This window comes from Kribbella sp. NPDC051586 (assembly GCF_044453965.1).
Lineage (GTDB): Bacteria > Actinomycetota > Actinomycetes > Propionibacteriales > Kribbellaceae > Kribbella.
Map to the genome: position 1 here is coordinate 1,757,552 of NZ_JBITDF010000002.1, position 25,885 is coordinate 1,783,436.

22 protein-coding genes are annotated in these 25,885 nt (G+C 67.1%); 8 read left to right on the forward strand and 14 right to left on the reverse strand.

Going from position 1 to position 25,885, the window contains the following annotated elements; genetic code table 11:
- Window positions 1–93: 93 nt before the first annotated feature.
- The 4 genes from ACIA58_RS18730 (at window position 94) to ACIA58_RS18745 (ending at window position 3,607) form a co-directional block, all read left to right on the forward strand.
- The gene (locus ACIA58_RS18730; protein WP_396404923.1) at window positions 94–1,140 is read left to right on the forward strand and encodes an NAD(P)H-dependent flavin oxidoreductase; all 1,047 of its coding nucleotides are present in this window, start codon (window positions 94–96) and stop codon (window positions 1,138–1,140) included.
- The gene (locus tag ACIA58_RS18735; RefSeq protein ID WP_396404924.1) at window positions 1,137–1,616 is read left to right on the forward strand and encodes an RrF2 family transcriptional regulator; all 480 of its coding nucleotides are present in this window, start codon (window positions 1,137–1,139) and stop codon (window positions 1,614–1,616) included. Before ACIA58_RS18730 ends, ACIA58_RS18735 begins: the two co-directional genes overlap by 4 nt.
- Before the next feature lie 77 nt (window positions 1,617–1,693).
- Window positions 1,694–3,163 carry an MFS transporter gene (locus ACIA58_RS18740; RefSeq protein ID WP_396404925.1) on the forward strand — a complete coding sequence of 490 codons (1,470 nt, stop codon included), beginning with the start codon at window positions 1,694–1,696 and terminating at the stop codon, window positions 3,161–3,163.
- 57 nt (window positions 3,164–3,220) lie between these two features.
- Window positions 3,221–3,607, forward strand: coding sequence for a hypothetical protein (locus tag ACIA58_RS18745; protein ID WP_396404926.1), 387 nt, complete (start codon window positions 3,221–3,223; stop codon window positions 3,605–3,607).
- Window positions 3,608–3,615: 8 nt separating this feature from the next.
- Here ACIA58_RS18745 and larA read toward each other — a convergent pair whose 3' ends face one another.
- From larA to ACIA58_RS18785, 8 genes are all read right to left on the reverse strand, one after another.
- A complete protein-coding gene (gene larA, locus ACIA58_RS18750; protein WP_396404927.1) occupies window positions 3,616–4,890 on the reverse strand; it encodes a nickel-dependent lactate racemase in 1,275 nt (424 codons plus the stop codon).
- A 33-nt stretch (window positions 4,891–4,923) separates the two neighbouring features.
- Complete coding sequence (locus tag ACIA58_RS18755; protein ID WP_396404928.1) at window positions 4,924–5,886, reverse strand: glycoside hydrolase family 43 protein; 963 nt, start codon at window positions 5,884–5,886, stop codon at window positions 4,924–4,926.
- A 29-nt stretch (window positions 5,887–5,915) separates the two neighbouring features.
- Window positions 5,916–7,931, reverse strand: coding sequence for a glycoside hydrolase family 36 protein (locus tag ACIA58_RS18760; RefSeq protein WP_396404929.1), 2,016 nt, complete (start codon window positions 7,929–7,931; stop codon window positions 5,916–5,918).
- A gap of 1 nt (window position 7,932) precedes the next feature.
- Window positions 7,933–9,366: an alpha-L-fucosidase gene (locus tag ACIA58_RS18765; RefSeq protein ID WP_396404930.1), complete on the reverse strand. Its 1,434-nt coding sequence runs from the start codon at window positions 9,364–9,366 to the stop codon at window positions 7,933–7,935.
- A gap of 64 nt (window positions 9,367–9,430) precedes the next feature.
- Window positions 9,431–11,119, reverse strand: a complete 1,689-nt coding sequence (locus ACIA58_RS18770) for an ABC transporter substrate-binding protein (protein ID WP_396404931.1) — start codon at window positions 11,117–11,119, stop codon at window positions 9,431–9,433.
- A 43-nt stretch (window positions 11,120–11,162) separates the two neighbouring features.
- The gene (locus ACIA58_RS18775) at window positions 11,163–12,113 is read right to left on the reverse strand and encodes a carbohydrate ABC transporter permease (RefSeq protein WP_396404932.1); all 951 of its coding nucleotides are present in this window, start codon (window positions 12,111–12,113) and stop codon (window positions 11,163–11,165) included.
- Complete coding sequence (locus ACIA58_RS18780; RefSeq protein WP_396404933.1) at window positions 12,110–13,096, reverse strand: ABC transporter permease; 987 nt, start codon at window positions 13,094–13,096, stop codon at window positions 12,110–12,112. The genes ACIA58_RS18775 and ACIA58_RS18780 overlap by 4 nt, the downstream gene beginning before the upstream one ends.
- A 25-nt stretch (window positions 13,097–13,121) precedes the next feature.
- A complete protein-coding gene (locus ACIA58_RS18785; RefSeq protein ID WP_396404934.1) occupies window positions 13,122–15,497 on the reverse strand; it encodes a glycosyl hydrolase family 95 catalytic domain-containing protein in 2,376 nt (791 codons plus the stop codon).
- A gap of 144 nt (window positions 15,498–15,641) precedes the next feature.
- Between ACIA58_RS18785 and ACIA58_RS18790 the strand changes: the two genes are divergently transcribed.
- The 4 genes from ACIA58_RS18790 (at window position 15,642) to ACIA58_RS18805 (ending at window position 19,019) form a co-directional block, all read left to right on the forward strand.
- Complete coding sequence (locus ACIA58_RS18790; RefSeq protein WP_396404935.1) at window positions 15,642–16,961, forward strand: L-fuconate dehydratase; 1,320 nt, start codon at window positions 15,642–15,644, stop codon at window positions 16,959–16,961.
- Window positions 16,958–17,710 carry a FadR/GntR family transcriptional regulator gene (locus ACIA58_RS18795; protein WP_396404936.1) on the forward strand — a complete coding sequence of 251 codons (753 nt, stop codon included), beginning with the start codon at window positions 16,958–16,960 and terminating at the stop codon, window positions 17,708–17,710. The genes ACIA58_RS18790 and ACIA58_RS18795 overlap by 4 nt, the downstream gene beginning before the upstream one ends.
- Window positions 17,711–17,807: 97 nt before the next feature.
- Window positions 17,808–18,275 (forward strand): GNAT family N-acetyltransferase, encoded by a 468-nt coding sequence (locus tag ACIA58_RS18800; RefSeq protein WP_396404937.1) that lies wholly within the window; start codon window positions 17,808–17,810, stop codon window positions 18,273–18,275.
- A gap of 93 nt (window positions 18,276–18,368) precedes the next feature.
- Window positions 18,369–19,019, forward strand: coding sequence for a GNAT family N-acetyltransferase (locus tag ACIA58_RS18805; RefSeq protein ID WP_396404938.1), 651 nt, complete (start codon window positions 18,369–18,371; stop codon window positions 19,017–19,019).
- 381 nt (window positions 19,020–19,400) lie between these two features.
- Here ACIA58_RS18805 and ACIA58_RS18810 read toward each other — a convergent pair whose 3' ends face one another.
- From ACIA58_RS18810 to ACIA58_RS18835, 6 genes are all read right to left on the reverse strand, one after another.
- The gene (locus ACIA58_RS18810) at window positions 19,401–20,201 is read right to left on the reverse strand and encodes a hypothetical protein (RefSeq protein ID WP_396404939.1); all 801 of its coding nucleotides are present in this window, start codon (window positions 20,199–20,201) and stop codon (window positions 19,401–19,403) included.
- Between the two features lie 73 nt (window positions 20,202–20,274).
- A complete protein-coding gene (locus tag ACIA58_RS18815) occupies window positions 20,275–20,745 on the reverse strand; it encodes a YdeI/OmpD-associated family protein (protein ID WP_396404940.1) in 471 nt (156 codons plus the stop codon).
- Window positions 20,746–20,813: 68 nt separating this feature from the next.
- Window positions 20,814–21,701 carry an alpha/beta fold hydrolase gene (locus ACIA58_RS18820; protein ID WP_396404941.1) on the reverse strand — a complete coding sequence of 296 codons (888 nt, stop codon included), beginning with the start codon at window positions 21,699–21,701 and terminating at the stop codon, window positions 20,814–20,816.
- A 103-nt stretch (window positions 21,702–21,804) separates the two neighbouring features.
- Complete coding sequence (locus ACIA58_RS18825) at window positions 21,805–22,692, reverse strand: methyltransferase domain-containing protein (RefSeq protein ID WP_396404942.1); 888 nt, start codon at window positions 22,690–22,692, stop codon at window positions 21,805–21,807.
- A 113-nt stretch (window positions 22,693–22,805) separates the two neighbouring features.
- Window positions 22,806–23,729 carry a phosphotransferase family protein gene (locus tag ACIA58_RS18830; RefSeq protein ID WP_396404943.1) on the reverse strand — a complete coding sequence of 308 codons (924 nt, stop codon included), beginning with the start codon at window positions 23,727–23,729 and terminating at the stop codon, window positions 22,806–22,808.
- A 474-nt stretch (window positions 23,730–24,203) separates the two neighbouring features.
- Window positions 24,204–25,835: a carboxylesterase/lipase family protein gene (locus tag ACIA58_RS18835; RefSeq protein WP_396404945.1), complete on the reverse strand. Its 1,632-nt coding sequence runs from the start codon at window positions 25,833–25,835 to the stop codon at window positions 24,204–24,206.
- Window positions 25,836–25,885: the final 50 nt, after the last annotated feature.

Below are 25,885 nucleotides of genomic sequence, written 5' to 3' on the forward strand. Positions count from 1 at the left end.
AGGCTAGTGGCTCGTCGAACAGTTGCGAGGACAGCCACTGCCCGGTACGACCGGTGCTGCTAAAATCGAAGCACATCGGAGAGAGGACACGCGATGGTCGACCTAACGCCGGGGCGAGCGCTCTGGCCAGAAGCGGCGGCAACGGCCGCAGTCACGCCACCGAATGCCTTGTGCGCCAAGCTGGGCATCAGCGTGCCCATCATTCAAGCTCCGATCGGTTCTGCGGTAACTCCCGAACTGGTGGCTGCGGTATCGGGCGCGGGTGGACTCGGGATGCTCGCACTCACCTGGAGTGGCGTCGAAGGCTCGGCGGAGCTGGTCCGAGCCGTCCGGGCCCGGACCAATCGGCCGTTCGGCGCAAATCTCGTGCTCGACTTTCCGGTGGATGACCTCCTCGAGGTGTGTCTACGCGAGCGTGTCCCGGTCATTTCGACGTTCTGGGGCGATCCTGGCGATCTGCATGACGAGATTCGGGCCGGCGGGGCGGTGCACGTACACACCGTCGGCTCCGTCGCCGAGGCCGCACGCGCCGCCGAGGCCGGGGTCGACGTAATCGTGGCCCAAGGCTGGGAGGCCGGCGGCCACGTCCGCGGCACAACGTCCACGCTGGCGCTCGTGCCCGCCATCGTGGACGAGGTGGGTCCCCTGCCGGTCGTTGCCGCAGGGGGGATCGCCGATGGCCGCGGACTCGCCGCGGTCCAGGCGCTGGGGGCACAGGCCGCCTGGATCGGCACACGGTTCCTCGCCGCTGCCGAGGCAGCCACCCACGACGTGTACCGGCAGCGCGTGATCGACGCGACTGTCGACGACACGGCCCATACCTCGTGCTTCGACGTGGGCTGGCCCGACGCTCCGCACCGAGTGCTCCGCAACTCGACCCTCGGCGACTGGGAAGCCGCTGGTTCTCCACCGTCACCCGGACGACCCGGCGAAGGAGACGTGATTGCCGTCGGCAAGGATCGCCGCTGCCTGCGGTACGAGGATTCTCCACCGCTTCCCGGCCTCGCCGGAGACGTCGCCGCGATGGCACTGTACGCGGGGCAGTCGGCTGGTCTGGTACATCAGGTCCTGCCGGCCGCCGCGATCGTACGCTCCATCGCCGAGGAGGCTACAACCTCGCACTTATGCTGGCAGGCATGAAGATGTCCCAAGGCGTCGAATGGATGATGCACAGCACCGCACTCATCGCGCAGACGCCCGACGGTGCGGCAATGCCACGGCGCTTCCTCGCCGAGCACTACGGACTTCCGGAGCCGTACCTGGCCAAGCATCTCAAGGCGTTGGTACGAGCGGGAGTCCTGACCGCCACACCTGGACCGAGTGGCGGGTTCCGGCTCGGCCGCCCGGCCGAGTCGATCACCCTACTGGACATCGTCGAGGCGATCGAAGGCTCATCCCCGCCCTTTGCCTGCCTCGAGATACGGCAGCAGGGCACGGGCGCACTCCCGCCGGAGGCATGTAGGCGTCCGTGCGGCATGTCGACCCTCGTGCAGCGCGCCCACCAGGCATGGCAGGCGTCTCTTCGCGAGACCAGCGTCGCCGACCTCGTGAAGACGACCCCGAACAGCGTCAAGCGAGCGAACAAAGCCAAGCTGGCCCAACTCTCGGCGCGGTAGAGGTCACCCGATTGGACGAGCTGCTGCCAAGTGTCCAAAAAGTGGATATGATAGATCTAAGAAAGGAATAATGACTCGTGTCCGTACAGATCGATGAACAGCAAGCGGGACAGTCCCGCCTCGGAGCCACGACGTTGGCCGTGCTGCTCACTGCCACGTTCATCACGGCGTTCGACTTCTTCGTCGTCAACGTCGCGGCGCCTTCGATCCAGCATGAGCTCGCGACAACACCGGCAGAGCTCGAGCTGGTGGTGGGTGGCTACGCGTTCTCCTACGCATCGGGCCTGGTCCTCGGCGGTCGGCTCGGTGACCTGCTCGGGCACCGGTTGATGTTCGTGCTCGGAATGACCTGCTTCGCAGCCGCCTCTGCCGCCTGCGGACTCGCGGACACGCCGGGGACTCTGATCTGGGCCCGGCTCGTGCAGGGCGCAACGGCGGCGGCGATGATGCCTCAGGTGTTCGGCGTCATCGGCCGAGGCACTGACGCGGCCGGCCGATCCCGCGCGATGGCGTGGTACGGCGCAGCGGCAGGGGCCGGCTCCGTGGTTGCCCAGGCCCTGGGGGGATTGATCGTGAGCGCTGACATCTGGGGCTTGGGCTGGCGTGCGATCTTCCTGATCAATGTCCCGATCGGTCTCGTCGGCGCCGTTGCAGCAGCATGGGCGCTCCCCGCCCATGGGTACGCCCGTCTCCCGCTGAGAGGCCAACTCGATCCTTTCGGCGCCATAGGCCTCTCGATGGGTCTCGGGCTCGTTCTGGTGCCACTCACCTTGGGGCGCTCGGCCGGCTGGCCGCCGTGGACCTGGGTCTCGATGGTGTCGGGACCCATCGTTCTCGCACTCACGATCAGGTGGCAGCAGCGCTATGCCCGACGAGGCGGTCTTCCCCTCCTGGACAGGGTTGTCTGGCAAGCGCCGTCGTTCCGGATCGGCATCATCGCAAGCCTCACCTTCATGGCCTATTTCGGCAGCTACATGTTCACTCTCGCGTTGCTGCTCCAGAACGGCCTCGGTCTGTCTGCATTCCAGGCAGGTCTTTCCTTCGTGCCGGCCGGGGTGCTCTTCTCCATCGGCGCGCTGGTTGCGCCACGCCTGATCGCCAGATTCCGAGGCGGCACAGTGGCGGCCGGAGGAATCCTGACAACGACGGGCCTTACAGCTTTGGCATGTCTCACCGCAATCCAAGGTCCGCACACCAGTGTCGCGCTGATCGTGGTAGCCGCCGGCGTCATCTCTGTCGGGAACGGCCTGGTGATGCCGACGATCCTCGGCGCCTCACTGAAGGACGTGCCGCCGCCGAAGGCGGGCGTGGCGGGTGGAACCATCACCATGGTTCAGCAGTTCGCAGGAGCGGCAGGGGTGTCCGTTGTCGGCACAGTCTTCTTCGCCGCCCTTGGCCAGGGAGTCGGAATCTCGATGGCCTGGTCGGCTCTCATCGGTGTCTGCCTTGACGTAATCGCCGTGGCAGCCACGGTCGTCAACCTGCGCAATCGCCGGCCGATATCGCCTGCCCCCTCGGACCGAGGTGGTACGACTGGCACGCGATAGGTCCGAGCGTAGTCGCTGATCAGCGACGACCCGACCACGCGTTTCACCGCCCGGCGGATGGCGTATGAGACGGTGATGCATCGCGCCGACGCGGCCCTCGCTCTCGGGGTGGCGTACGAGCTGGATCCCGAGGTCGCCGCGGACGGGATCGACGAGTGGATGGAGCTCGGCGCCCTCCCGTTCCACTTCGAGGTGCATCCCTGGATGCGCGAGCTGCTCGGCCCCGGCCGGACGCTGAAGTTCGCGGCGCCGGAGCAGTCCTGGGTGGTTGACCTGACCGGCGATGCCATCCGCTGGCGGCATAGCGACGAGCCGGCAGCGGTTGTCGTCCGAGGGTCGGTCACCGAGTTGCTGCTGCACTTCTGCAAGCGTCGCGACAGGATCGAAGTGGACGGCGACAAGGACCTTCTGGACTACTACCTGGAGCGCGTCAGCTTCGGATGAGCAAACGGTCAGCGGCCGGCGATGTACGGGATCGTCTGAGGGCCTTCGGGCAGGATGCACAGGCGCGCGTCCGGACCCGCTGCTGACAGGGACTCGGCGATGGTCGCGGTGATGTCGGCGGTTTGTTCCAGGTGGGCCGTCCGCAGTTCGTCGTCGGTGAGGAAGCCGGTGTGCATGACGACCCGGCTCGTGGCCTGGATCCGGGCCTGGATCTGCACCTGCCATTGGTCGGGCGCGGTTTCTGCGCTACGTCCGATCTGATCGAGAAGCGCCTGGGGCGAGTCGGCCGAGACCAGGACCGAGCGGTAGGACCCGTGATCGGGGAAGCCGTCCCGGCACTCCGCCGCGCAGATGATCGTGCCACCCGGGCGGACGATCTGGTGTGCGGCCGACATTCCCTTGACGGACTGATAGAGGTTCTGATCGAGGGGAAACCCCGAGTTGGTGGTGACCACCACGTCGAACGGCGCGTCGACCGGCTGCATGGCGATTCGCTTGGCCGCGGTACAGGCAGCGGCATGCATCGCCGGCAGATCACCACCGAACGCCGCGACGATCTCCTTGTCACGGTTGAGCACGACATCCAAGGCGAAGGTGACACCCGTGGCCTCGGCGATCGCCCGGACGTCGTCATGCACCGGGTTCGCCTGAGTGACTCCCCACGTGGCTCGTGGACTTCCGATCCGGGCCGCGTCGTGCAGTACCAGAACAGTGTCGAGACCCGCCAGACCCGGCGCGACCAGCTTCGGTCCACCCGAGAAGCCGGCGAAGAAGTGCGGCTCGACGAAGCCGGTGGTGATCCTGACATCCGCGTCGACCCACAGGCGGTTCAACCAGACCGGCACGCCGTCGCCGTGGACTCCCATCCAGGCCAACTGGTCCTGATCGCGTCCGTCGTGATTGACGATCCGCACAGAGTCGACGACCTCGTCCCCGAACATCTGGCGAAGTTCGGCGTCGCTGTTGCCGCGATGCGTTCCGGTGGCAACCAGTACCACCACGTCGGCCAGGTCGACCACGCCGTCGAGCTCGGACAGGACGGCCGGAATCATCAAGTGCCGCGGCTGCGGCCGAGTACCGTCGCAAGCCGAGATCGCCACCGTCTGGCCAGGTCGAACACGCTCCCGCAACGGCGGTCCGGCCACAGGCTCACGCAGCGCGCGGCGCAGCACCGCGCACGGATCGGCGGCGGCCTCGTGATGGACCGGTTCCACCACCGTCGTGCGCCCGGGGTCCGCCTCGACGACCAGACCGGACTCCCCGTATGCCAAACGCACCTTCATCTGCCGGATCTTCCTCTCGAAGGACTCTGCACCTCACATCCAAGCAGCCCTGAGCCGCTTGTACTCTTCGGCGGTCACTGGCAGCACGACGCCGTGACAGGGATCTCGCGGCAGCCGGTGGTCCTTCGAGGGGATCCACTCGCCGGCGGCGAGGTCGGTCGTCTCGAAGGCGACGTACCGGCGTTCCGGCGTGAACTCATCGATCCAGAGGTACCACTTGTCCTCGGTGTTCGACTTGTACACCAACGGGCCCTCGCCCTGCGTAACCGCTCCGAGGCCGATGCCTTCGGCCAGCGGCTTCCAGTCGGCCGCCGACAGCGACGTCGAGGTCTCGGAGTAGATCGACTTGCCGTGTGGCGCGTCGCCGCTGCGGCTGCGTTCGTCCTTCAGGAAGCGGTAGTAGACGCCCTCGTGCTGGATCACCGTGGTGTCGATCGTCTGCCATCCTCGGTCGATCCACACCCGCGGCGCGGAGAACTCACGGAAGTCGCGGGTGGAGGCGGACATGATCCGGTTGTAGCTGTCGCCCTCGTGTTCGGCGTTGTCGTACAGGGTCGAGGACCAATGGACCAGATAGGCGTCCTCCTCAGGGTCCCATACCGCCTCCGGAGCCCACGTGTTGCCGGCCTCGGGCGGTGCGACCTCGACCAGCCGCCCCTCACCCCAGTTCACGAGATCTGCCGACTCCCAGACCATGATCGAGCGGCTGCCCCGGCGCTGGTGCCGGTCCCAGTCGAGGCTGGCATACAGACGCAGGTCGGTTGCCACCAGACAGAACCGGTCGCCTGCCGGTGACCGGACGATGTGCGGGTCACGGACACCGCACTCCCCCAGGACGGAGTACAGAACCGGCTTGCCGCCGTTGAGGTCATCGAAGTGCAGCGGGTCGTTGCCGTCGCTCAAGGCGAAGTAGATCTGCTCACCGTCGGCTGATTCACGCTTGAAATGCGCGTACAGGTAGCCCACGTGGTCGGGTGGCACTCGGTTGGATTTCATCTGAGCTGACTCATCCTTGTCGCCGCGAGTCACTCCAGGCGGAGGACGCGGGCGGCGGGTTCGGGGGTGTTGGCGGTGATGACCAGACCGTCGTCGTTCCAGGTGTAGGTCCAGGCGCCGAGGTCGGTCGGGAAGTGTGGCGCGATCTTCTTCGACCGCGGGATCGGAAGGGTGACGGTGGACGGGCCGTGCGCGCGGTGCCAGAGGGTCAGGTAGGAGACTTTGGTGCCGCGCAGGGAGAGGGCGATCCACTCGTCGGTCCAGGCCGGCAGGCCGAGGGGCCAGGCGGGGACGAGCGTGTCCAGGTCCTCGAGGATTTCCCGATGGGCGGACAGCGCCGAGCGGATCAGGTCGAGCTCGGCGGGTGTCATCCGGTTGAGGTGGCCGGACAGGTAGAGGCGGCCGGGGATGCCGTTCACGAGGGCGAAGACGAATTCCTCGTGAGTGGTTCCGCTGATGGGATAGGCCCAATGGCCGGCTTGTTCAGGGAGTACGGCGGCTGGTGCGGCCGCGGTGATCGATGCGTAGAGCATCGGGTGCTCCTGGTCAGAGGTCGACTGCAGGTGGAGGCGGGACAGCATGGCGTAGTCCATCCGCATGGCACCGGAGGCGCAGTTCTCGATCAGCAGGTTCGGATGGCGTTCCTGGAGGGCGTCCAGCCAGCTCAGCAGTGCGCGGTTGTGCTCCAGAAGGCCCTGCCCCAGGGAGGTCCCGTTCCTGTCGGTTCCAGGCCCGGTCATGGTGTTGTTGTCGAACTTGAAGAAGCCGAGGCCGAACTCGTCGACCAGCCGGTCGACGGTGGTGTCGAGGTGTTTGCGGGCGGCCGGATTGCGGAGGTCGAGCAGGTAGCGATCGTTCTCGGCGACTCGTCGGCCGTGGCGGGTGAGGAACGCCTCGTCGGGTAGTTCGCCGGCGATCGGTGAGCGGACACCGATGACTTCGGGTTCGAGCCAGAGTCCGGGCACCATTCGGTGTTGGTGGATCCGGTCGATCACCTCGGCGAGTCCGTTCGGGAACCGCGTTGCCGACGGTTGCCACGCGCCGACTGTGCTCCACCAGTTGCCTTCGGCGTACCAGCCGGCGTCGATGCAGAAGTAGTCCGCGCCGACCTCGGCCGCGGCGTCGATCAGCGGCAGCAGCTTCTCGGTCGTCGGATCACCCAGCAGGGTGTTCATGTAGTCGTTGAAGACGACCGGCATCCGGTCGTCGGCCGGGCGCCGCGTCCGGATCGCCCGGCGCTGACGTGTGAGCGCGGCGAACACGCTGTCGAGGCCGGTCCCGACGACAAGCGACACGGGCACCGTCGTGAACGGCTTGTCGGCAGTGACCTCGACACTCCACTGGTGCTCCAGGTCGGTCGGGCCGCTCAACAGCAGGTAGCCACCGTGCCGGGTCTCACCGAGCTCGTAGTGCCATGGGCCGTTGTGCTCGATCTGCCAGCCCAGGGCGTACGGCGTACTGCGATCGACCAGAACGCCGACAGGCAGCCTCTCCCCCGTGGACCACGAGTTCATACCCGTCACCGCGTCCCGGCTCTTGGCGACGTGGTGATGCGGATCGTGGACGATGTCGGCCAACACGTCCCGCAGTACGCGCTTGGACCAACGGTTCTCCGCCATCCAGCTGTTCGCGGCGGAGTACAGCTCGGCGTCGACCGACGCGAGGCCGACGACCAAGGACGACAGGCTGGTGAGCTCAAGAGAACCCGGACCGATGATCGACGCTTCGGTCCAGGCACGTACGCCGGCCCGCGCCTCGAAGACGCTGGTGACTCGGAGACCCGTGATCGGCTCCTCCTGGACAATGCGCAGGGTCGTCCCGGTCTCGTCGTGCCAGGCGTACCTCAACCGCTGCCCTAGGACGGTGCCGGCGTGACGATTACTCGAATGACCGTGCCCCACAGCGGTGACCTCCACCAAGGGCTGGCCCGGGTCAGGCTCGCCACCCCTCGGCTGGGAGGCCTCCCGGACAGCGACCAGCCGGACGGGACCGTCGTCGACGACGAAGCTCAGGGCGAGGTCAGGCGTGCGCCAGTGCAGCAGCATGTCAGGCGCCGACCTCGACGGCGAGGCAGTTGGCGACGTCGAGCGGAGCAGTGTCGGGCAGGCGGACGACGAGGATCCCGTGGGCCTGTTCGAACGGGACCGGACCGTGGCCGAGGAGCCGGACGCCGGTCACGGTCTCGTGATCCGCGAGGCTGCGAATCAGTGCGCGTCCGTCCTCCGGCCAAGCCATCTGGAACGCGTAGACGGTGTTCTCGCGGCGGGTGAAGCGGAAGTCGGAACCGGTCCAGCCCACCCGGTCCTCGGTGAATCCGTCGATGACGACACTGGACGGGCCTTCACCGAAGACCCGGAACGGGCGCGTGCCGTGGATTGCTTCGCCGCACACTCGCATCCAGGCGCCCAGATCGTCGAGAAGTTGCGTGCATTCGAGGTCGAGCGTCCCGTCCGGCAGTTGCGGCACGTTGAGCAAGAGGTTGCCGTTCTTCGACACGATGTCGACGAGCATCTCGATCACGTGCGCACCGGTCTTGTAGACGTCGCGGACGTTGTAGAACCAGTCGCCGACGGAGGTGTCGGTCTGCCAGGCCAAGGTGTGGATGCCCGGCGTCTGACTGCGCTCGATGTCCATCACGCCGACCACGCTCACCTCGGGCCGGCGGTCCTTCTGCTGGTACACGGCGCGGTTGGTCCCGTGGATCCCCGCACTGGTGTTGTACAGATGGGCGATCGCGGTCAGACCGGGGGTGTACTCGGCCTCGCCGAACGGCACAGGGCCGTCGGTGTACAGGAGATCCGGCTGGTACCGGTCGATCATCTCGGTGACCGCGGCGAGCCAGTACGAGTGCCAGGCAGGATCCTGGGCGTACCACGGGTCCTGCACCACGATGTCTTCGGCCGGCAGGAACTTCGCGTTGTCGAGGTAGAGATCCCGGTACGCCGGATCGGTCCCGTCGTACGGCACGCCGGCGAGCGGCCCGCGCTTGTCGCTGCCCTTGTTGACGGCGAACCAGGTCAACGCGGCGCCGAGATGCTCGGTGATCCCGAACGGCAGCCCCCGCTCGTCGGCCGCGGCCTTCCACAAGCCGACGATGTCCTTGCCCGGCCCGACCTTCGCCGAGTTCCACGGGTTCACCGACGACTCGTAGTTGAAGAAGTTGTCGTGATGGACGGCCTGCGCCACGAAGTACCGCGCACCGGCCGCCACGAACCGGTCCATCAGGCCGGCCGGATCGAAGTGCTCCGCCTTCCATTGCCGGGCGACGTCCTTGTAGCCGGACTGCGACGGGTGTCCGTACGTCCGCAGGTGGTGCCGGTACTGCTCAGAGCCTTGCCGATACATGTGGCGCGCGTACCAGTCGCCGTACCGCGGCACGGACTGCGGTCCCCAGTGCGACCAGATGCCGAGTTTCGCGTCCCGGAACCAGTCCGGACACTCGAACGTGGACAGGGACTCGAACGTTGCGTCGAACGGCACTCTTGCTCCTCGTCGCTGATGGGGGTGAGGGCCGGCCGGATCAGTCCGGCCGGCCCGGGTCGGCCTACTTGTTGGGCACCTTGTCGTACGCCGCCTGCTGGATCTCCAGGAAGCGCTTGAGGCCGAGACCGTCGAGCCCCTTGACATAGCTGTCCCAGCCGGTGTCGATGTTCTTCGATCCGGTGACGAACTGCAGTGCGTTCTGCTGCACGTAGTTGTCGAGGTTGGTCTGCAGCGTGGCGAGCTCGTTGGCCTGGGCGGGGTCGATCCACACCTTCCAGAACGGGTAGATCTGGGCCTTGTCCTCGTGGCCGGCGTACAACTTGGTGGCCTCGAACAACTTCCGCTCGTACCCCGCCTGCGAGTAGATGTCGGTGCCGATCGCCTCGGAGTTCCGGAAGTGGGCGGTGTTGTTGTACTGCGCCATCGCACCCCAGCCGGAGTTCCGCGGTGCCGTGCCGGGCTTCTGCGGGATCTGCTTGAAGATCGGCTTCAGCGACTTGTCCAGCGCGACGTCGCCGGAACCCGGCTCGGTCCAGCCTTTGCCCTCCATCCCGAACTGGCCGTTGATCTGGCCCGGGTCGGTGAAGATGTAGTCGAGCATCTTGATGGCCTGGATCTGCTTCTCCGGCGTCGCCTTGCTGGTCAGCACGAAGGTCGCACCAGGGGCACTCGGGAAGTTGTAGCCGGTGAAGTTGGCGCCGTCCGGACCGGTCAGCGGCGGTACGGCGTCGTACTGCTTGTCCCGTCCGTCCGCCGAACCGGTGTTGACGAAGATGCCGGGGTGCAGGACGGTCGCGGAACCGAGGATCACCGAGCCGGCATGGTTGCCCTGCTGCGAGAGCGCGTCCGCGTTCTGGGTGAAGGCGCCCTTGTCGATCAGGCCTTCCTTGTAGAGCGAGTTCAGGTACTTCAGGCCTTCTCGCCAGCCGTCCTTGTTCGCCTGGATGTCGACCTTGCCGTCCTTCAGCACCAGGGAGGAGCTGTTGTACCCGCTGGAACCTTGTGGATCGTAGATGAACGCGTTCATGAAGTACGGGATCAGGAAGTCCCGCACGTCAGCGCTGAGCGGGATCTCGTCCGCCTTGCCGTTGCCGTTCGGGTCCTGGGTCTTGAACGCCTCCAGGACCTTGCGCATGTCCTCGGTCGTCTTCGGTTGCTGCAGTCCGAGCTTCTTCAGCCAGGCCGAGTTCATCCAGAGCTTGTCCTGGTACGAGCAGTGGAAGCAGTCCACCCATTGCGGCAGGCCGTAGATCTTGCCGTCCGGCGCGGTGGCCATCTCCTTCCACTCCGGCGTGGAGTCCAGGGCCTTCTTGATGTTCGGCGCGTACTGGTCGATGAGCTGGTTGAGCGGTACGACGACGCCCTGGTTCGACAGCTTCAGCAGGTCCGTCTGGGTGAACTGGTCGACCCAGGGGATCAGCAGGTACAGGTCGGGGTAGTCGCCGCTGGCCAGCGAGATCTGCCGCTTCTCCTTGGCCGGCCCGCCGTCGTACGTGGTCGTCTGCCACTTGACGGTGATGTTGAACTTCTGCTGGATCATCTTCGTGAAGTCGTTCGTGGCCAGGTTCGTGTCGGCCGCCTGCGGCGAGAAGACGTTCAGGGTGACGGCGGGATTCCCGGTGATCGTGGGCAATGGCTTGCCCTGCTGGTCGTCCGAGCCGCTGCCGCCGGAGCAGGCCGCAAGCGCGAGTGCCAGGAGACTCAGGCCGGCGACCGCGGCACGCCTCCGCTTCGTGAACTGTACAGACATTTGTCCCTCACAGGGTCGAGGTGATACAGAGTGCTACCGGGGATCAGCCCTTCACGGCGCCGATCAGGATTCCCTTGGTGAAGTAGCGGGCGACGAACGGGTAGATGACCAGCACCGGAACGCTCGCGACCACGATCAGCGAGTACTTGAGCAGGTCGGCGAGCTGCTGACGCTGGATGACGACGGACGCGTCGACGGCGCCGCCGCCCGTCGTGTTGAGGATCAGGATGTTCCGCAGGACCAGCTGGAGCGGGAACAGGTCCGGGTTCTTCAGGTAGATCAGCGCGTCGAAGTACGAGTTCCACTGCATGATCGCGTACATCAGCGCGACCACCGCGATCATTGGCTTGGCCAACGGGATCACCACCGACCACAGGAACCTCAGGTCGCCGCAGCCGTCCAGCTCGGCGGCCTCGACCAGCTCGTCGGGGATCGCCGTCCGGAAGTACGTCCGGGCGATGATGACCTGCCAGACACCGATCGCCTGCGGGATGATCAACGCCCACCGGGTGTCCAGCAGGCCGGCCGACTGGACCACCAGGTACGTCGGGATGAGGCCGCCGGTGAACAGCATCGTGAACAGGATGGCCGTCATCACCACGTTGCGGCCGACCAGCGTCCGCCGGGACATCGGGTAGGCGATCGCGATCGTCATCGTGACGCTGACGATCGTGCCGACGACGGTGTAGAACAGCGAGTTCAGGTAGCCCTGGATGATCTGCGGATTCGCGAACACCGCGTGGTACCCGCGCAGCGAGAAATCCACCGGCCAGAACAGCACCCGGCCGGACGACACGGCTTCCGGGCTGCTGAACGAGCTGGCCACGATGTACAGCAACGGCACCAGGACGACCACGAGGAAGACCGCGAGCAGCAGGTACACGCAGAACAGGAAGATCCGGTCGGTCCGCGGCTCCCGGATCCGGCGGGCGCGGGCCGCGCGGCGCTCGACCCGCTTGCTGGGCAGCGATCTCGTGTCGGTCTGGACGCTCATGACCACAATCCGTTCCCGGTGATCCGCTTGGCGATCGCGTTGACCATCAGCAGCAGCGCAAGGTTGATGACCGAGTTGAACAGGCCGATCGCGGTGGCGCCGCTGAAATCGGCGTTCAGCAGGCCGGTCTTGTAGACGTAGGTGGCGATGATCTCGGACTCGCTCAGGTTGAGCGGGTTCTGCAGCAGGAAGGCCTTCTCGAAGCCGATCGCCATGATGTTGCCGACAGCAAGCACCAGGATGATGACGGCGGTCGGCATGATGCCGGGCAGGTCGACGTGCCGGATCCGCTGCAGCCGGCTCGCGCCGTCGATCTTGGCCGATTCGTGGAGCGCCGGGTCGATGCCGGACAGCGCGGCCAGGTAGATCACCGCCGAGTACCCGGTGGTCTGCCAGACGTCCGACCACACGTAGATGTGGCGGAAGTACTCCGGATTCCCGAGGAAGTCGATCGACGGAACGCCGAAGAAGCCCAGGCCCTCGTTGACGATGCCGAGGCGCGGTGACAGCACCAGGATCGTCATCGAGACGACCACCACGGTGGAGATGAAGTACGGCGCGTACGTCACCATCTGAACGGACCGCTTGAACACACCGTTGCGGATCTCGTTGAGTGCCAGTGCGAGGATGATCGCGATCGGGAAGCTCGCTGCCACGGTGTAGACCGACAGGACGAAGGTGTTCTTCACCAGCGTCCAGAACACCGGGTTGTGGAAGAACAGGTCGAAGTTCTGCCAGCCGACCCACGGGCTTCCCCAGATGCCCTTGATCACGTTGAAACTCTTGAACGCCAGGACCGCGTTCGACATCGGGATGTACTTGAAGATCACGAACCACACCAGCGGCACGACCATCAACAGGTACAGGGTCCAGTGCCGTCGAAGACTGCGTCGCAGTCCTCGGACGCCGGGACGTTCTCGCCGCCGCCGGCGCCGTACCGGCGTCTCACCGGCCGGTGGCCGGACCGTGGTCAGGGTAGCCATGGAACCTCCTTGATCCGTGCCGTTGTCAAGCCGCGCTCACGCGGTGGCCGATGCCGGCGGTCAGCCTGACCGGAACCCGGTCGTCGCCGTGGCGGACGACCCGCTCCTGGTCCCGGTCGGCGGTCAGGACCGCTTCGACGCCGGCCGGCGTCCACGCGATGTCGACGGTGACCCCGCCGCGAGCCCGCAGCCCCGTGACCCGCCCGCTCGGCCATTCGGCCGGCAGCGCGGGCAGCAGTTCGATCTCGCCGGTGTGACTCTGCAGCAGCATTTCCGCGATGCCCGCGGTCGCGCCGAAGTTCCCGTCGATCTGGAACGGCGGATGGGCGCAGAACAGATTCGGGTACACGCCGGCGCCGCTGCCGACGTAGTCGGTCGAGGTATCGCCGGCAGGTGCCAGGAACGCGCGGACAAGCCGGTGCGTTCCGGACGCGTCGCGCAGCCGGGCGTACAGGTTGATCTTCCAGGCCAGCGACCAGCCGGTGGCCTGGTCGCCGCGCAGTTCGAGCGTCCGGGCCGCAGCGGCCGCGAGGGCCGGCGTGCCGTCCGGCGTGATCGCTTCGCCCGGATGAAGACCGACGAGGTGCGACATGTGCCGGTGATGGGGATCTTCTTCGGGTAGATCAGCCGCCCACTCCTGCAACTGTCCACGCGAGCCGATCGCGGGCTCCGGCAGCCGCTTGCGGGCGGTGGACAGCTCGCCGACCAGCGGGTCGACGACCTCGAGCAGTTCGGCCGCCTGCTCGACCCGCTTGAAGAGATCCGAGATCAGGGTCAGGTCCATGGTCGCCGACCGGGTCACCGACGCGGGCTGTCCGTCGTCGGCCAGATAGTCGTTCTCCGGGGACGTCGACGGCGCCGTACCGAGGGTGCCGTCCGGCATCACCACCAACCAGTCGAGGCAGAACTCCGCCGCGCCCAGCAACACGGGCCACGATTCGCCGAGGAACTCCAGATCGCCGGTGAACGCGTAGTGGTCCCACAGGTGGCGGGCCAGCCAGGCGCCTGCCATCGGCCAGTTCGACCACCGCGGATCGCCCTCGACCGGGTACGACCAGCACCAGGCGTCGGCGTTGTGGTGCGCGGTCCAGCCACCACAGCCGTACCGTTCCCTCGCGGTCGAGCGGCCCGCCTGGGCGAGCTGACCGATGTAGCGGAGCAGCGGTTCGTGGCACTCGGACAGATTGGTCGTCTCGGCGGGCCAGTAGTTCATCTCGGTGTTGATGTTCACCGTGAAGTTGCTGCTCCACGGCGGCCGGAGGATGTCGTTCCAGATCCCCTGAAGATTGGTCGGCAGGCCACCCGATCGCGAACTCGCGATCATCAGGTAGCGGCCGTAGTTGAACAGCAGCGCGACCAGCGCGGGGTCCTCGACGTCAACCGCACCCGCGACCCGTACGTCGGTCGGCAGGTCGGAATTCCCGGCAGGACCGGAAAGGTCGAGCGACGAACGACGGAACAGCTGCTGGTGATCCTCGCGATGGTCGGCCACGAGCTCGCCGTACGTGCGGTCGCGCGCCGCGAGCACTCTCTGATCCGCAACGGTCCAGCACTCCGTCGCCGATCGGGTCGGCGACGTCGACGGCCCGTCGTACCCGGTATCGGTGGAGAGAATCAGGACGACCTCGGTTGCCTCCTCGACCGCGAGCTCGGTGTCTTCGGCCCGGAGCCTTCCGTCGGTCGTGGCACGCAAGGCGATGGCCGCTGCCATACCGCGGTCCGCGCCGTCGGAGTACCTGATCGGCTCGGGAACATCGCGATGCGGCGGAGCGACGTCGGCCGGGGCCTGCAGCAACAATCCGAGCCCGTCCTCGACGATGTGTGGTTCTGACGACAACTGCGACGTCAACCGGCACGTCAGCGCCAGCACCGGCTCGGACGCTGTCAGTCGCAGGACCAGGACACTGTCCGGCGCGCTGACGAAGACCTCCTGCCGCACCACGACTCCGCCTAGCTCGTACTCCGCGGTTGCCGTCGCCGTGTCCAGATCGAGCTCCCGCCGGTACTGCGCGACATCGCCGGCGGCCGGCGTGGTCCCGCCGACACGAACTTCCAGCAGGAGGTCACCCAAGGGCAGGTACGCCTGGCCGTAGCCGGAGTGGAAACCGCGGGCCAAAGCATGCGCCCGGCGGATGTCGCCCGCCGTGAGGGCGTCACGCACTGCCTGCACCGCGTCCGCGCCGGTCGCACCGAGCGGAGCCGACAACGACCGCGCGGTCTGCGGACTGCCCGACCAGAGAGTCTCGTCGTTCAGCCCGATCCGGTCACTGCCGACGCCCCCGAAACACATCGCGCCGATCCGGCCGTTGCCGAGCGGCACTGCCTCGAGCCACGTCTCGGCGGGCCGGTCGTAGCGCAAGCGCTGCGCCCCGGACCGGTCCGAGCCCACCAGGTTGCCCATACCGCAGTCCTCCGTCGATGAGGCGAGGTATTAATCCTATGAATTTCCGGGATCGTAGCGCCGCGCGAGCGATTGGTCCATACTGAGCGGCATCGTTCAGTCAAAAAGATCCCATCTCTATGGGACCGATGTTGAGGGGCCGCCATGCCACGCATCACCTCGCTGGAGGTTGTCGACGTCCGATTCCCGACCTCGCTGACCAGCGACGGGTCGGACGCGATGAACAAGGACGGTGATCACTCGGCGGCGTACCTCGTCCTGCACACCGACGTGCCCGGCCTGTCCGGACACGGCTTCACCTTCACGATCGGCCGGGGCAACGACCTGTGCGTCGCGGCGGCACAGCAACGCGCCCAGCCGCTGATCGGCCGGGACGTCGACGAGCTCTGCACCGACCTCGGCGGCATCTACCGGGAGCTCCAGTCGGACACCCAACTGCGCTGGCTCGGTCCCGACAAGGGAGTCGTCCACCTCGCGTTGGCCGCGGTGATGAACGCGGTCTGGGACCTCGCCGCCCGGCGGGCCGGCGTACCCCTGTGGCGACTGCTGTCCGAGATGTCACCCGAGGAACTCGTTGACGTCGCGGATCTGCGCTACCTGAGCGACGTCCTCACCGCCGACCAGGCGGTGGCCCTGCTGGCCGGACAGGAAGCGGGCCGCAAGCAACGAATTGCGGAGCTCGAGGCATCCGGCTACCCGTGCTACACGACCTCGGCCGGATGGCTCGGCTACTCCGACGCCAAACTGCGCCGGCTGTGCGAGGAGGCCGTTGCCTCCGGCTACAAACACGTCAAGCTGAAGGTCGGGGCCAATCTCGACGACGACATCCGGCGCTGCGGCATCGCCCGCGAGGTGCTCGGCCCGGACGGTCACCTGATGATCGACGCGAACCAGGTCTGGGAGGTTCCGCAGGCCATCGAATGGGTCAAGGCGCTGGCCGGGTTCGACCCGTTGTGGATCGAGGAGCCCACCAGCCCCGACGACATCCTCGGTCATGCCGCGATCCGCAAGGCCGTGGCGCCTATCGGCGTCGCCACCGGTGAGCACGGCATGAACCGGGTGCTGTTCAAGCAGATGTTCCAAGCCGGGGCCATCGACTACTGCCAGCTCGACGCCGCCCGCCTCGGCAGCGTCAACGAGGTACTCGCGGTCTATCTGCTCGCCGCCTGGTTCGACGTGCCGGTGTGCCCGCACGCGGGTGGTGTCGGGCTGTGCGAACTCGTCCAGCACCTCGCGATCTTCGACTATGTCGCCCTGTCGGGCAGCCTCGAGCGTCGCGTCACCGAGTACGTGGACCACCTGCACGAACACTTCGTCGAGCCTTGCGTCGTGAAGGCCGGTGCATATGTGCTTCCGGCCGCCCCCGGTTACAGTGCCGAGATGCACAGGGAGTCACTTCAGACCTATCGGTTCCCGGACGGCAGCTACTGGTCGGCCCGCGCGGAACGGGAAGCGTTGCCGTGAGCGCCGGCAACGTGGTCGAGCGGTCCCGGCCACCTGGCGTGTCCCAGACCGATGTCGTCATCGAGGGCATCCGGCAGATGATCATCGACGGCGAACTCCGGTCCGGCGACCGGCTTCCCGTCGAGAAGGACCTCGCCTCGGCACTCGGCGTCTCCAGGAATCCGCTCCGCGAAGGGGTCCGCGCGCTGTCCATGATGGGCGTGCTGGAGACCCGGCAAGGTGACGGTACCTACGTCACCAGGCTGGACCCGTCGATGCTCCTCGCGCCCATCGGATTCGTCGTCGACCTGCAGGACGGCAGCGGGACGCATCACCTGCACGCCGTACGCCGGGTCCTCGAGACCGAAGCCGCAGCCCTTGCCGCGCAACAGATCGCACCGGCACAGCTCGAAGCCGCTGCCGAACTGTTGCGCCACAACGAGGCCGAGCTGAGCCTCGAGGAGGCCAATCACGAGACAGTGATCGAGAATGACATCGCCTTCCACCGCATCGTCGCGGACGCGGCCGGCAATCCGGTCCTGGCGGCGCTCATCAACGCGCTCGGTGGACGGACGATGCGCGACCGGCTCCGCCGATCGATCACCCAGCCCGGCGCCGACGAGACCGCCCACACCGAACACCTCTCGATCCTCGCCGCACTGACGTCCCACGACCCCGACCGAGCACGCATCCAGATGGCCGCCCACCTGTTCACCGTCGAGGACTACCTCCTCAAAACCCACCACGAAGCCGAACCCCTGGATGAATGAAGGGCTCACGGCGCCAGGATGCAGACGGCTTGTCCTACGCCACCGGTACCGCGGGCCCTTGCCACGGCGCTGCCGAGATGGCCTACGTTGCTGACTCATGGAGATTGATGTCAGGACGGCAATCGCCGATGACGTTGCCGGGCTGGTGGCATCGACCGCGGCGTTGTTCGCCGAGGACGGCGCGGCACGCGACCGACTGCGGAATCCGGAGTGGCCCGTACTGCACGGCCGCGACTGGTACGCCGGCCTCATGGCCGATCCGGCGGCGCTGGTGGTCGTGGCGGCGGCCGGCCCCGAGGTCGTTGGCCATCTGGTCGGGACCTACGCCGACTGTTCGGAGATGTGGCTCGCGCCCCGAGCCGAGTTGGTGAGCATGTTCGTCGCACCGCGGCGGCGCACCGAGGGGATCGGTAGCCACATGGTCGGGCGCTTCACGGATTGGGCCCGCGAACGCGGCGCCGCACGGATTCAGGTGGACGCGTACGCCGCGAATGAGCGGGCGCTACGGTTCTATCGCCGGCACGGCTTCACACGTCTCTCCGAGAGCCTCGCGGCCGACCTCTAGCCCCGCTGTTCCAGCAGCTCTGACGGCCGGGCTGCTCAACCTCGGCGAGAAAATATCAGGCGGGGACACCCGGTGCGGTGGCAACATAGTTACATGTCTAGCGAAAGCCCGGTCGTGACGCTGTCCGACGGCTTGGTCACGTTGCGGCCTTGGTCCAGCGACGACGCCCCGTTCATGGCGGAAGCATGCGCCGACCCGGCGATCCAGCGCTACAACGGCAACCACGACCGGCTAGGACACCCGGCTCCGCCACCCTCGATCGCGGACGCTGAGGCTACCATCGAACAATTCGCGGTGAGCTGGCGTGCGTTTGCTGCGACTGGCACACCCTCTGGTGTTGCGTTCGCAATCGTGGACACAACATCCGGCGAACTGGTCGGCTGCTGTGGCGTCGACAACTGGTCCGACGAGGACGTGGCACAGTTCGGTTACTGGATCGCGCCAGATGCCAGAGGGCGCGGCTACGCGACTCGAGCGGCGGTCCTGCTCACGGGCTGGCTGTTCGACCTGGGAGCAGCTCGCGTCTTCCTGACAGTCGTCGCGGGGAACGAGGGTTCAGTCGCCGTGGCTCGCCGAGCCGGGCTTGTGTATGAGGGAACGATGCGCGCAGACAGCGTTTGGCAGGGCGAGCGCTACGACGTGATGTGGTTCGCCGCGCTGCCGCACGAGTGGGCGATGCGCCGGCCGGATGAAGAAGACACAACGCGGGACAACAGGGCGCCTTCTGACGCACCAATCAGCTGAACAATCGCGCCGGTCGTCCTGGTACGCCGAGCTGCGCCGGACCGCTGAGGCAGGCGGGTGGCGCGGCTCGGGGTGCCCGATGAGCGGCGAAGGGCCCGGCAGCGCGTGTGGGGTTGCGCCAAGCCTGGGCCCTCCGGGGAAGCCAGCCTATTGCGGAATGTGCCGTCTCCGATACCCCCGCAGCTCCACAGCGTGAACCGATTCTCACAGATAGTGCGCAAACCAGCCGTAGCAGCGGTACTCAGCGGCAGACCACGTCGCTGGTCCACGACCACCCTGATCAGCCGGTGAGCCCGCGTACCAGTTGGTTGAGCGGCAGATGCTGCATCTGGTTGGCACGCCACTGTTCGCGTTGCCCCTCGAAGAGCCTCGCTGAGACACTCAGGTCGTCAAGGACCGAGCGGGTTCGCTGAGGGCGGCGTCGCGGGCGTGGGTTTCCGCGTGGTCGACGTCGCTGTGGGTCGCGGTCAGGTAGGCGACGAGGACCGCGAAGATCAGCAGCCCGACCAGGGTGACGGGGCCGATGCCCCAACCCACGCCGCCGTCATGGGTGCCTTTGCCGAGCCAGTCGGCGATCGAGGCACCGAGCGGGCGGGTCAGCACGTACGACGACCAGAAGGCCACCGTTACGTTGAGGCCGAGCTTCCACAGGCCGAACGGCACCACGATCAGTACGGCGAAGAGCAGGATCGACCAGATGAAGCCGAGGCCGAAATCGATGGCGGTGGCGTCGCCGACGGCGGTGCCGAGCCCGAAGGTGAGCAGGACGACGCCCCAGTAGAACCGCTCGCGCCGCGCCGTGGTGATCGAGTGCACCGAGATCGTGCCTTCGCTGCGCTGCCACCACGTCAGCAGACCGCACAGCAGCACGAGGTACACGATCGAGTCGAACCAGTACGGCGTACCGAGCGCAACGTGCGGGCCGTCGGCAATCATCGTGCCGAAGAGAGCGACGCCGAGCACAGTGACCCAGTAGCGCACCGGGTGATAGGTCCTCGCCTTCAGTTGCACGGACAAAGCGGTGAAGAAGGTACCGACCCCGATGACGGCGGCCAGCGGGATACTGACGCTGCCGAGGTAGTCCGACGCGGTCTCGCCGATCCCGGTGGTCAGCAGCTTGACCACCCAGAACATCAAGAAGACCGCCGGCACCTTCGGAGCAGCGAACACTCGAGTTTGCATGGTCTCGAAGGGTAGACATCACACGCTGATAGCCGCCTGAGTGCCCGAGTCGAGGACCGGCATCTAGCTGGTGTCACGGGCGTGGCCGTTGTTTGATGTGCGCGGCGAGCAGGTCGACCACTTCGGCGATGCGCGCCGCGCGGACATCCGGGCGGCGGGTGGTGGCGTCGATCCAGCGGAGGTACGCCTTGCGGTAGAACTGCGCGAGCGTGTCGAAGAAGGCGGCCGCGGCCGGGTTGGCGTCCAGCGCCGCGGCGATGTCGTCGGCCAGGTCCTGGCGTTGTGGACCTTCCGGGGCCAGCTCGACGGTCACTTCAGCGCCGATAGCGACGCCGGTGTCTCGCAGCCACATCGGCGTGACGGTCAATACCCATCCGCCCTCGGTCGACGACAGCCGTCCGCGGACCCGCCTGCCGTCGACCGTGCCGCCGACGGGATGGTCAGCCTTGGTACCCCACGTCTCGTCCGGATCGAACGGCACGACGATCACCGCCCGGTCGCCCGGACCGGCAGCGACGACAGCGCGAAACTGCTGCGGACTCACGACAGGGATCCTTGCACGGCCTTGATGGTCAAGAAAGGTCATGCTCCGTTGCGGCGACCCCCGAGGCCTCAGTTCGACAAGGGGGACAGGAAGTCGAGTAGTGCGGTGAGCGTCTTCTCGGGTGCTTGTTCGGGGAGAAAGTGGCCGGCGTCGATCGGGTGGCCGGTGACGTCGTCGGCCCAGCTTCGCCACAGGGCCAGCGGATCGCCGTACCAGGTGCCTACCGCGCCGGAGCCGTCCCAGAGAACCTGGACCGGGCACTGGATCCGGCGATGGCCGCGATCGGCGGTGTCGCGTTCGTGATCGATTGTTGCCGCCGCGCGGTACTCCTCGCAGATCGCATGCACGGTTGCCTCGTCGCGGAACTGGTCGACGTACACCGACCGCACCTCCGCCGGGAACGCGGTGGGGTCGCCGGACCAATCGTCGAGCATGTACCCGACGAACGTCTCCGGCGCTGCGGCGATCATCTGCTCCGGCACTGGCTCCCGCGCGGCCAGGAAGGACCAGACCCAGTAGCCGAGCGCGAACTCCTTGTCCGCCCGGTCGAACACCTCACCGGTCGGTACGACGTCCAGCACCGCCAGACGCGTCACCACGTCAGGATGGTCGAGCGCCATTCGGTACGCACACCGTCCACCGCGGTCATGCCCTGCCACCGCGAACCGCTCGAACCCGAGCGCCCGCATCACGGCGACCTGTTCGGCAGCGATCGTCCCCATGCCGTACGGCGCGTGGTCGGGCCCGCTGGCCGGCTTCCCGCTGCCGCCGAAGCCGCGCAGATCGGTCGCGACCACCGTGAAGTGGGTGGCGAGCGTGGGCGCGACGCGGTGCCACATCAGATGTGTCTGCGGGATCCCGTGCAACAACAGGACCGGCGGACCCGAGCCACCGATCCGTCCTGCGATCACGTTCCCGTCGACCTCGACCCGCAGTTCCTCGAACCCGTCGAACATGCCCTCGAGGCTAGATCAGGCCAAGTGCACCGGCCCGGGACCGAGTCGTCCCAGACGGTCGCCAGCAGACAACTCGACTTCCAGTGGGGTTCGGTGTCGGCAGTTAGTCGAGGGGTGGTTCGGTTGGGCGGCGGCCCCAGGCTGAGATCAGGGGGGCGAGTGTCAGGTCGAGTTGGCCCGCGTCGATGGCGGCGAGGTGCGCGTCGAGTTCGGCGTCGTCGGTCAGGCCGGAGGCGAGGAGCTCGTCGCGTACGTGGCGGATGGTCGACGCCTCCAGCCGGTCGCAGGCGAGGCCGCCGACCGGGAAGGAGCCGGCCGCGGCGACGTCTACCAAGCCGGCGTCACGCAACGCTCGCGGCAGTGTCCGGCCGAAGCGCAGGTCCGCGCCGCGGCCTGCCAGCAGCTGCCGGATCGCGTCGCGCAGCCGGTTCGCCCGCTGCTGCGCAGGGCCGCTGTCGTCCAGGCACGCCAGCGGCTGCAGAGCGGTATCGGCGTCCTCGACCAGCAGCCAGCCGCCGGGCCGCAGCGCGGCCGCCATCGTGGCCAACGCCCGAGCCCGGTCGGGTACGTGGACCAGCACGAGCCGGGCGTGCACCAGATCGAACGTCCCCGGCTCCGGGGGCGGATCAGCGACGACGTCGTGCCGGCGTACCTCGTACCCGTCGCCTGCCTTCAGCCACGACGGGTCGATGTCCGTGGCCAGCACGTGCCCGCTCGGACCGACGGCCGCGGCGAGTGCCTCCGGGATACTGGTGCCACCGGCCCCTACTTCCCAGCAGCGCGAGCCGGCCCCGACCCCCAGGCGAGCGAAGTGCCCGCGCGTCACACCGTCGAACAGCTCGGCCAGCCAAACGAATCGCTCGCCCGCCTCGGCGCGCGCGTTGTCCAGCAGGTACTTGCCTGTGGGGGCGGACTCTCCATCGGGCGCGGTGGTCCCGTCTGCCGGATCCGGTCGGCCACCGGCGTACGGCGAGCTGGGCGACGAGGTCATCACCCCATGGTCAACCTCCCAGCCCACCAGCGCCACGACGACGCGAGAGGGACATCTCACACTGGCACGCCCCGCAGCGCCGTTCTGCACCATGACGCGCCGGAAGCGACGCGTCACACGAGCAGCGCCTCGAGGTCTGGAAGTCGGCCGAACAAATCGGGAAGGCCGCGTATGCCGTTGCGCACGGCCTCGTGCGACAGCGCGAGATCCGGGCCAGTACTCGCCTCGACGCCGGCCAGACAGCGGAGGATGTTCCACCTCGTGTGCCCCAGCCAGCCGCCGATCATGAACACGAACCAGCTCGGCCCCGACGGCGGCAGCGCTCCGCCCCCTGCGACGTACCCGTCCAGGACCGAGCGGAAGATGGTGGGCTCGATGTCGTCGAAGCCAGGTCCCTTCGCGAGGCTCAGCGCGGTCGAGCCGAGCTCACCGGACAAGTCGAGCAGGCCCGAGAGCTCCCAGTCGAGCACCACCGGCCGGCCGTCTCGAGCGAGCAGGTTCCACGGTTGGATGTCTTTGTGGGTCAGTACGACGGGGCCCGGCCGATCGCAGGCGTCGACGAAGTGGGCAATCGCGAGAAACGTCTCGACGCGCGAGGCGAGTTCGTCGGCCCACGGCTGTCCCGTCGCCGCCGCCCGCTCGGCGAGTTCGGGCCAGTCCTGTGCCGTCGGGTCCTCCTTCGGCACGTGCGTCCACTCGACGTCGAGCGCGTGGATGCGCGCGAGGATCTCGCCGATCTCGAACGCGTACGCCGCCGACACCGGTGCCTCGGGCACCTTCTCGCCCTCGACCCACCGGTGGACCAGCGTGTGGTGGCCGGCCGAGATCGGCTCCGGCATGGGAATACCGGCAGCGAAGGCCGCCCGCTCGAACCTGAACACGTCCTCGACGCGGTAGGCCCAGCGGCGGTCGACGAGGTTCAACTCCTTCACCGCGAACGATCCCTGGTCGGTGTCGAGCCGATACATCCGGTTGGCGAACCCACCGTGAACGCGGACCATCGGCCCGACCGGCTCTCCGAGATGCGAAAGGTCCACCCCCGCAATCTAGGACCCGCGGTTCACCGATGCACCGCAATTACCCCGGCATGCGCTCAGGAAGGCTTCCTCCATCTGAGTTCATACCGAAACAGCGGAAGCCGCCGCCATCGGACACCGGGCCCTCAACGACACCACCGGGTGCGGTTAGAGCAGCCATGCGTGTGAGCACGCCGGCCAGGTCGGGCAGGTGATGCACGGAGGCGATCGATGGCAACTACTTCCTGCACGACCTCACGCAGGTCGTTTGCCAGCAGTCCGTCTCCAGTTCCCACATCCAGCGCGGACCGCGCGCCTTTCGGCAACGCATCCAGGACCAAGCGGTGGTGATGGGTGTTGTGGTTCCAGAAGCGCTTCACGTCCGTCGGCATGCGGCAACCGTCTCATGACGGCCGGTCCGGTTACTGCGTCTGCCGACGGACGTGATCTCGGTCGGTCCTACCGCGCCTGTTCTCGCGTGGTGGCTTGATCAGGTCAGGAGTCTATTGAGGTCCAGAAGGCGCATTGGTGTTCCTGGGCGAGGTCGGCTGAGGTGATTCCTTGGGGGGCGAGGGACTGGACGTGGTTCTTGTTCTGGAATGGCTGCCAGCGTGGTACGCCGGGGCCGTTCGGGTTTCCGGTGTGTGCGAACTGGGTCCAGTAGCGCATCATCGTCGCGGAGAGTTCTTGCTGTGCGGGTGTGCTCGGGCCGGGGAGTTGCTCGTCGTTGAAGAGGTACTGCAGCTCGGCCCCGTGGAATGCGCCGGTCGGGAAGTTGGGTTTCGGAAGCGTGCTGAACCACGGAGCAGTCTCGTCGGCGAACTCGTACGCGTACAGCGGTGTCTGCGTGGCGAGTGCACGATCTCGGTCGAGGACGGGACACCCCCACGCCCAGTCGGTGACGACGGTCGACAATGCCTCGCCGGCCGAATGGAACTGTTCGACGGGATAGCGGGCCAAGATCCGTTCGGCGTCCGACTGGCCGAACAGCGTGTGGATTTCCTCGCGGTAGCCGGCCGGGGTCGTCACCTGACCTGTTGCTGTTTCGATCGCCGCGGTGAAGAGGCGGTGCTCGTCCCGCGTGGTCCCCTGGATGATCGGTACGTGGTTGAAGCGGCCGGTTGCGAAGGCGCGATCCGGGCTGAGAGGCAGTACGCCACCACCAATGGTGGGTCCTGATCCGACCCCGACATCAGACCACTTGGCGAGCTCGTCCGTCGGTTTGGCTCGCAGGCAGGCCGCAGCGGTACGCGGGTCGGAGCAGCCGACCTTGGCCGCGACATCGAGGCCGTTCTGCTCGCGCTCGGACCGTGGCAGCGGAAACCAGGTCGGCGGTCCGGGCGACCACTTCTGCCCGGTACATTCGGCGCTCTGCAGGATCGCCTTCTGGAACAGGCCCGCGGATCCTGGCGCGACCAGATGGGAACACACGCTGGTGCCGCCGGCGGACTCGCCGAAGATCGTGACATTGCCCGGATCGCCGCCGAACGCTGCCGCGTTGCGCTGGACCCACCGCAACGCAGCCTGCTGATCCTCGAGGCCGAAGTTCCCCGAGAGTTGCCGGGCTCCGCCGTGGTCCAGCGCCGGATGGGCGAGGAAGCCGAAGATGCCGAGCCGGTAGTTGGGGCTGACCACGACGACCTGGCCGCTGTTCGCCAGCTGCTGTGCGTCGTACAGGCTGCCGGCTCCGCTGATGAAGCCGTTGCCGTGGATCCACACCATGACCGGCAACTTGTGTGCGCCGCTGTGGCGTGGCGTGGTGACGTTGAGGTAGAGACAGTCCTCGGTGGTACTGGCCGCGTCGATCAGCCCTTCGGCCTGGGCACAGCGATTCCCGGGCTTGGTGGCGTCCCGGATGCCATGCCAGGACGCGGCCCGTTGCGGCGATGCCCAGCGGAGCTTGCCGACCGGCGGTGCGGCGTACGGAATTCCCTGGAAGAGCCGGGCATCGGCGGTGAGCGTGCCGCGTACTGCGCCGGCAGCTGTCGGGACCACGACGCCGGCGGGTCGCTCCGACGTACTGCGGGTCGTCGCTTCGGCTGCTCCCCCGCAGGCTGCCGCCGAGCTCGTGAGCAACGCCGCGGTGAGCAGCACTCCGAGCCGGCGAGAAAGGTTGAACTGTTTCATATCGCATCCCCGGATAGATTCGTGTGTGGGTCGCACTAATATAAAGTGTA

Bases quoted from the DNA above. Each gene is read 5' to 3' on its own strand.
- ACIA58_RS18730 (WP_396404923.1), top strand. From the start codon at position 94: ATGGTCGACCTAACGCCGGGGCGAGCGCTCTGGCCAGAAGCGGCGGCA.
- ACIA58_RS18735 (WP_396404924.1), top strand. From the start codon at position 1,137: ATGAAGATGTCCCAAGGCGTCGAATGGATGATGCACAGCACCGCACTC.
- ACIA58_RS18745 (WP_396404926.1), top strand. From the start codon at position 3,221: ATGGCGTATGAGACGGTGATGCATCGCGCCGACGCGGCCCTCGCTCTC.
- larA (WP_396404927.1), bottom strand. From the start codon at position 4,890: ATGAAGGTGCGTTTGGCATACGGGGAGTCCGGTCTGGTCGTCGAGGCG.
- ACIA58_RS18755 (WP_396404928.1), bottom strand. From the start codon at position 5,886: ATGAAATCCAACCGAGTGCCACCCGACCACGTGGGCTACCTGTACGCG.
- ACIA58_RS18760 (WP_396404929.1), bottom strand. From the start codon at position 7,931: ATGCTGCTGCACTGGCGCACGCCTGACCTCGCCCTGAGCTTCGTCGTC.
- ACIA58_RS18770 (WP_396404931.1), bottom strand. From the start codon at position 11,119: ATGTCTGTACAGTTCACGAAGCGGAGGCGTGCCGCGGTCGCCGGCCTG.
- ACIA58_RS18775 (WP_396404932.1), bottom strand. From the start codon at position 12,113: ATGAGCGTCCAGACCGACACGAGATCGCTGCCCAGCAAGCGGGTCGAG.
- ACIA58_RS18780 (WP_396404933.1), bottom strand. From the start codon at position 13,096: ATGGCTACCCTGACCACGGTCCGGCCACCGGCCGGTGAGACGCCGGTA.
- ACIA58_RS18785 (WP_396404934.1), bottom strand. From the start codon at position 15,497: ATGGGCAACCTGGTGGGCTCGGACCGGTCCGGGGCGCAGCGCTTGCGC.
- ACIA58_RS18790 (WP_396404935.1), top strand. From the start codon at position 15,642: ATGCCACGCATCACCTCGCTGGAGGTTGTCGACGTCCGATTCCCGACC.
- ACIA58_RS18800 (WP_396404937.1), top strand. From the start codon at position 17,808: ATGGAGATTGATGTCAGGACGGCAATCGCCGATGACGTTGCCGGGCTG.
- ACIA58_RS18805 (WP_396404938.1), top strand. From the start codon at position 18,369: ATGTCTAGCGAAAGCCCGGTCGTGACGCTGTCCGACGGCTTGGTCACG.
- ACIA58_RS18810 (WP_396404939.1), bottom strand. From the start codon at position 20,201: ATGCAAACTCGAGTGTTCGCTGCTCCGAAGGTGCCGGCGGTCTTCTTG.
- ACIA58_RS18820 (WP_396404941.1), bottom strand. From the start codon at position 21,701: ATGTTCGACGGGTTCGAGGAACTGCGGGTCGAGGTCGACGGGAACGTG.
- ACIA58_RS18825 (WP_396404942.1), bottom strand. From the start codon at position 22,692: ATGACCTCGTCGCCCAGCTCGCCGTACGCCGGTGGCCGACCGGATCCG.
- ACIA58_RS18835 (WP_396404945.1), bottom strand. From the start codon at position 25,835: ATGAAACAGTTCAACCTTTCTCGCCGGCTCGGAGTGCTGCTCACCGCG.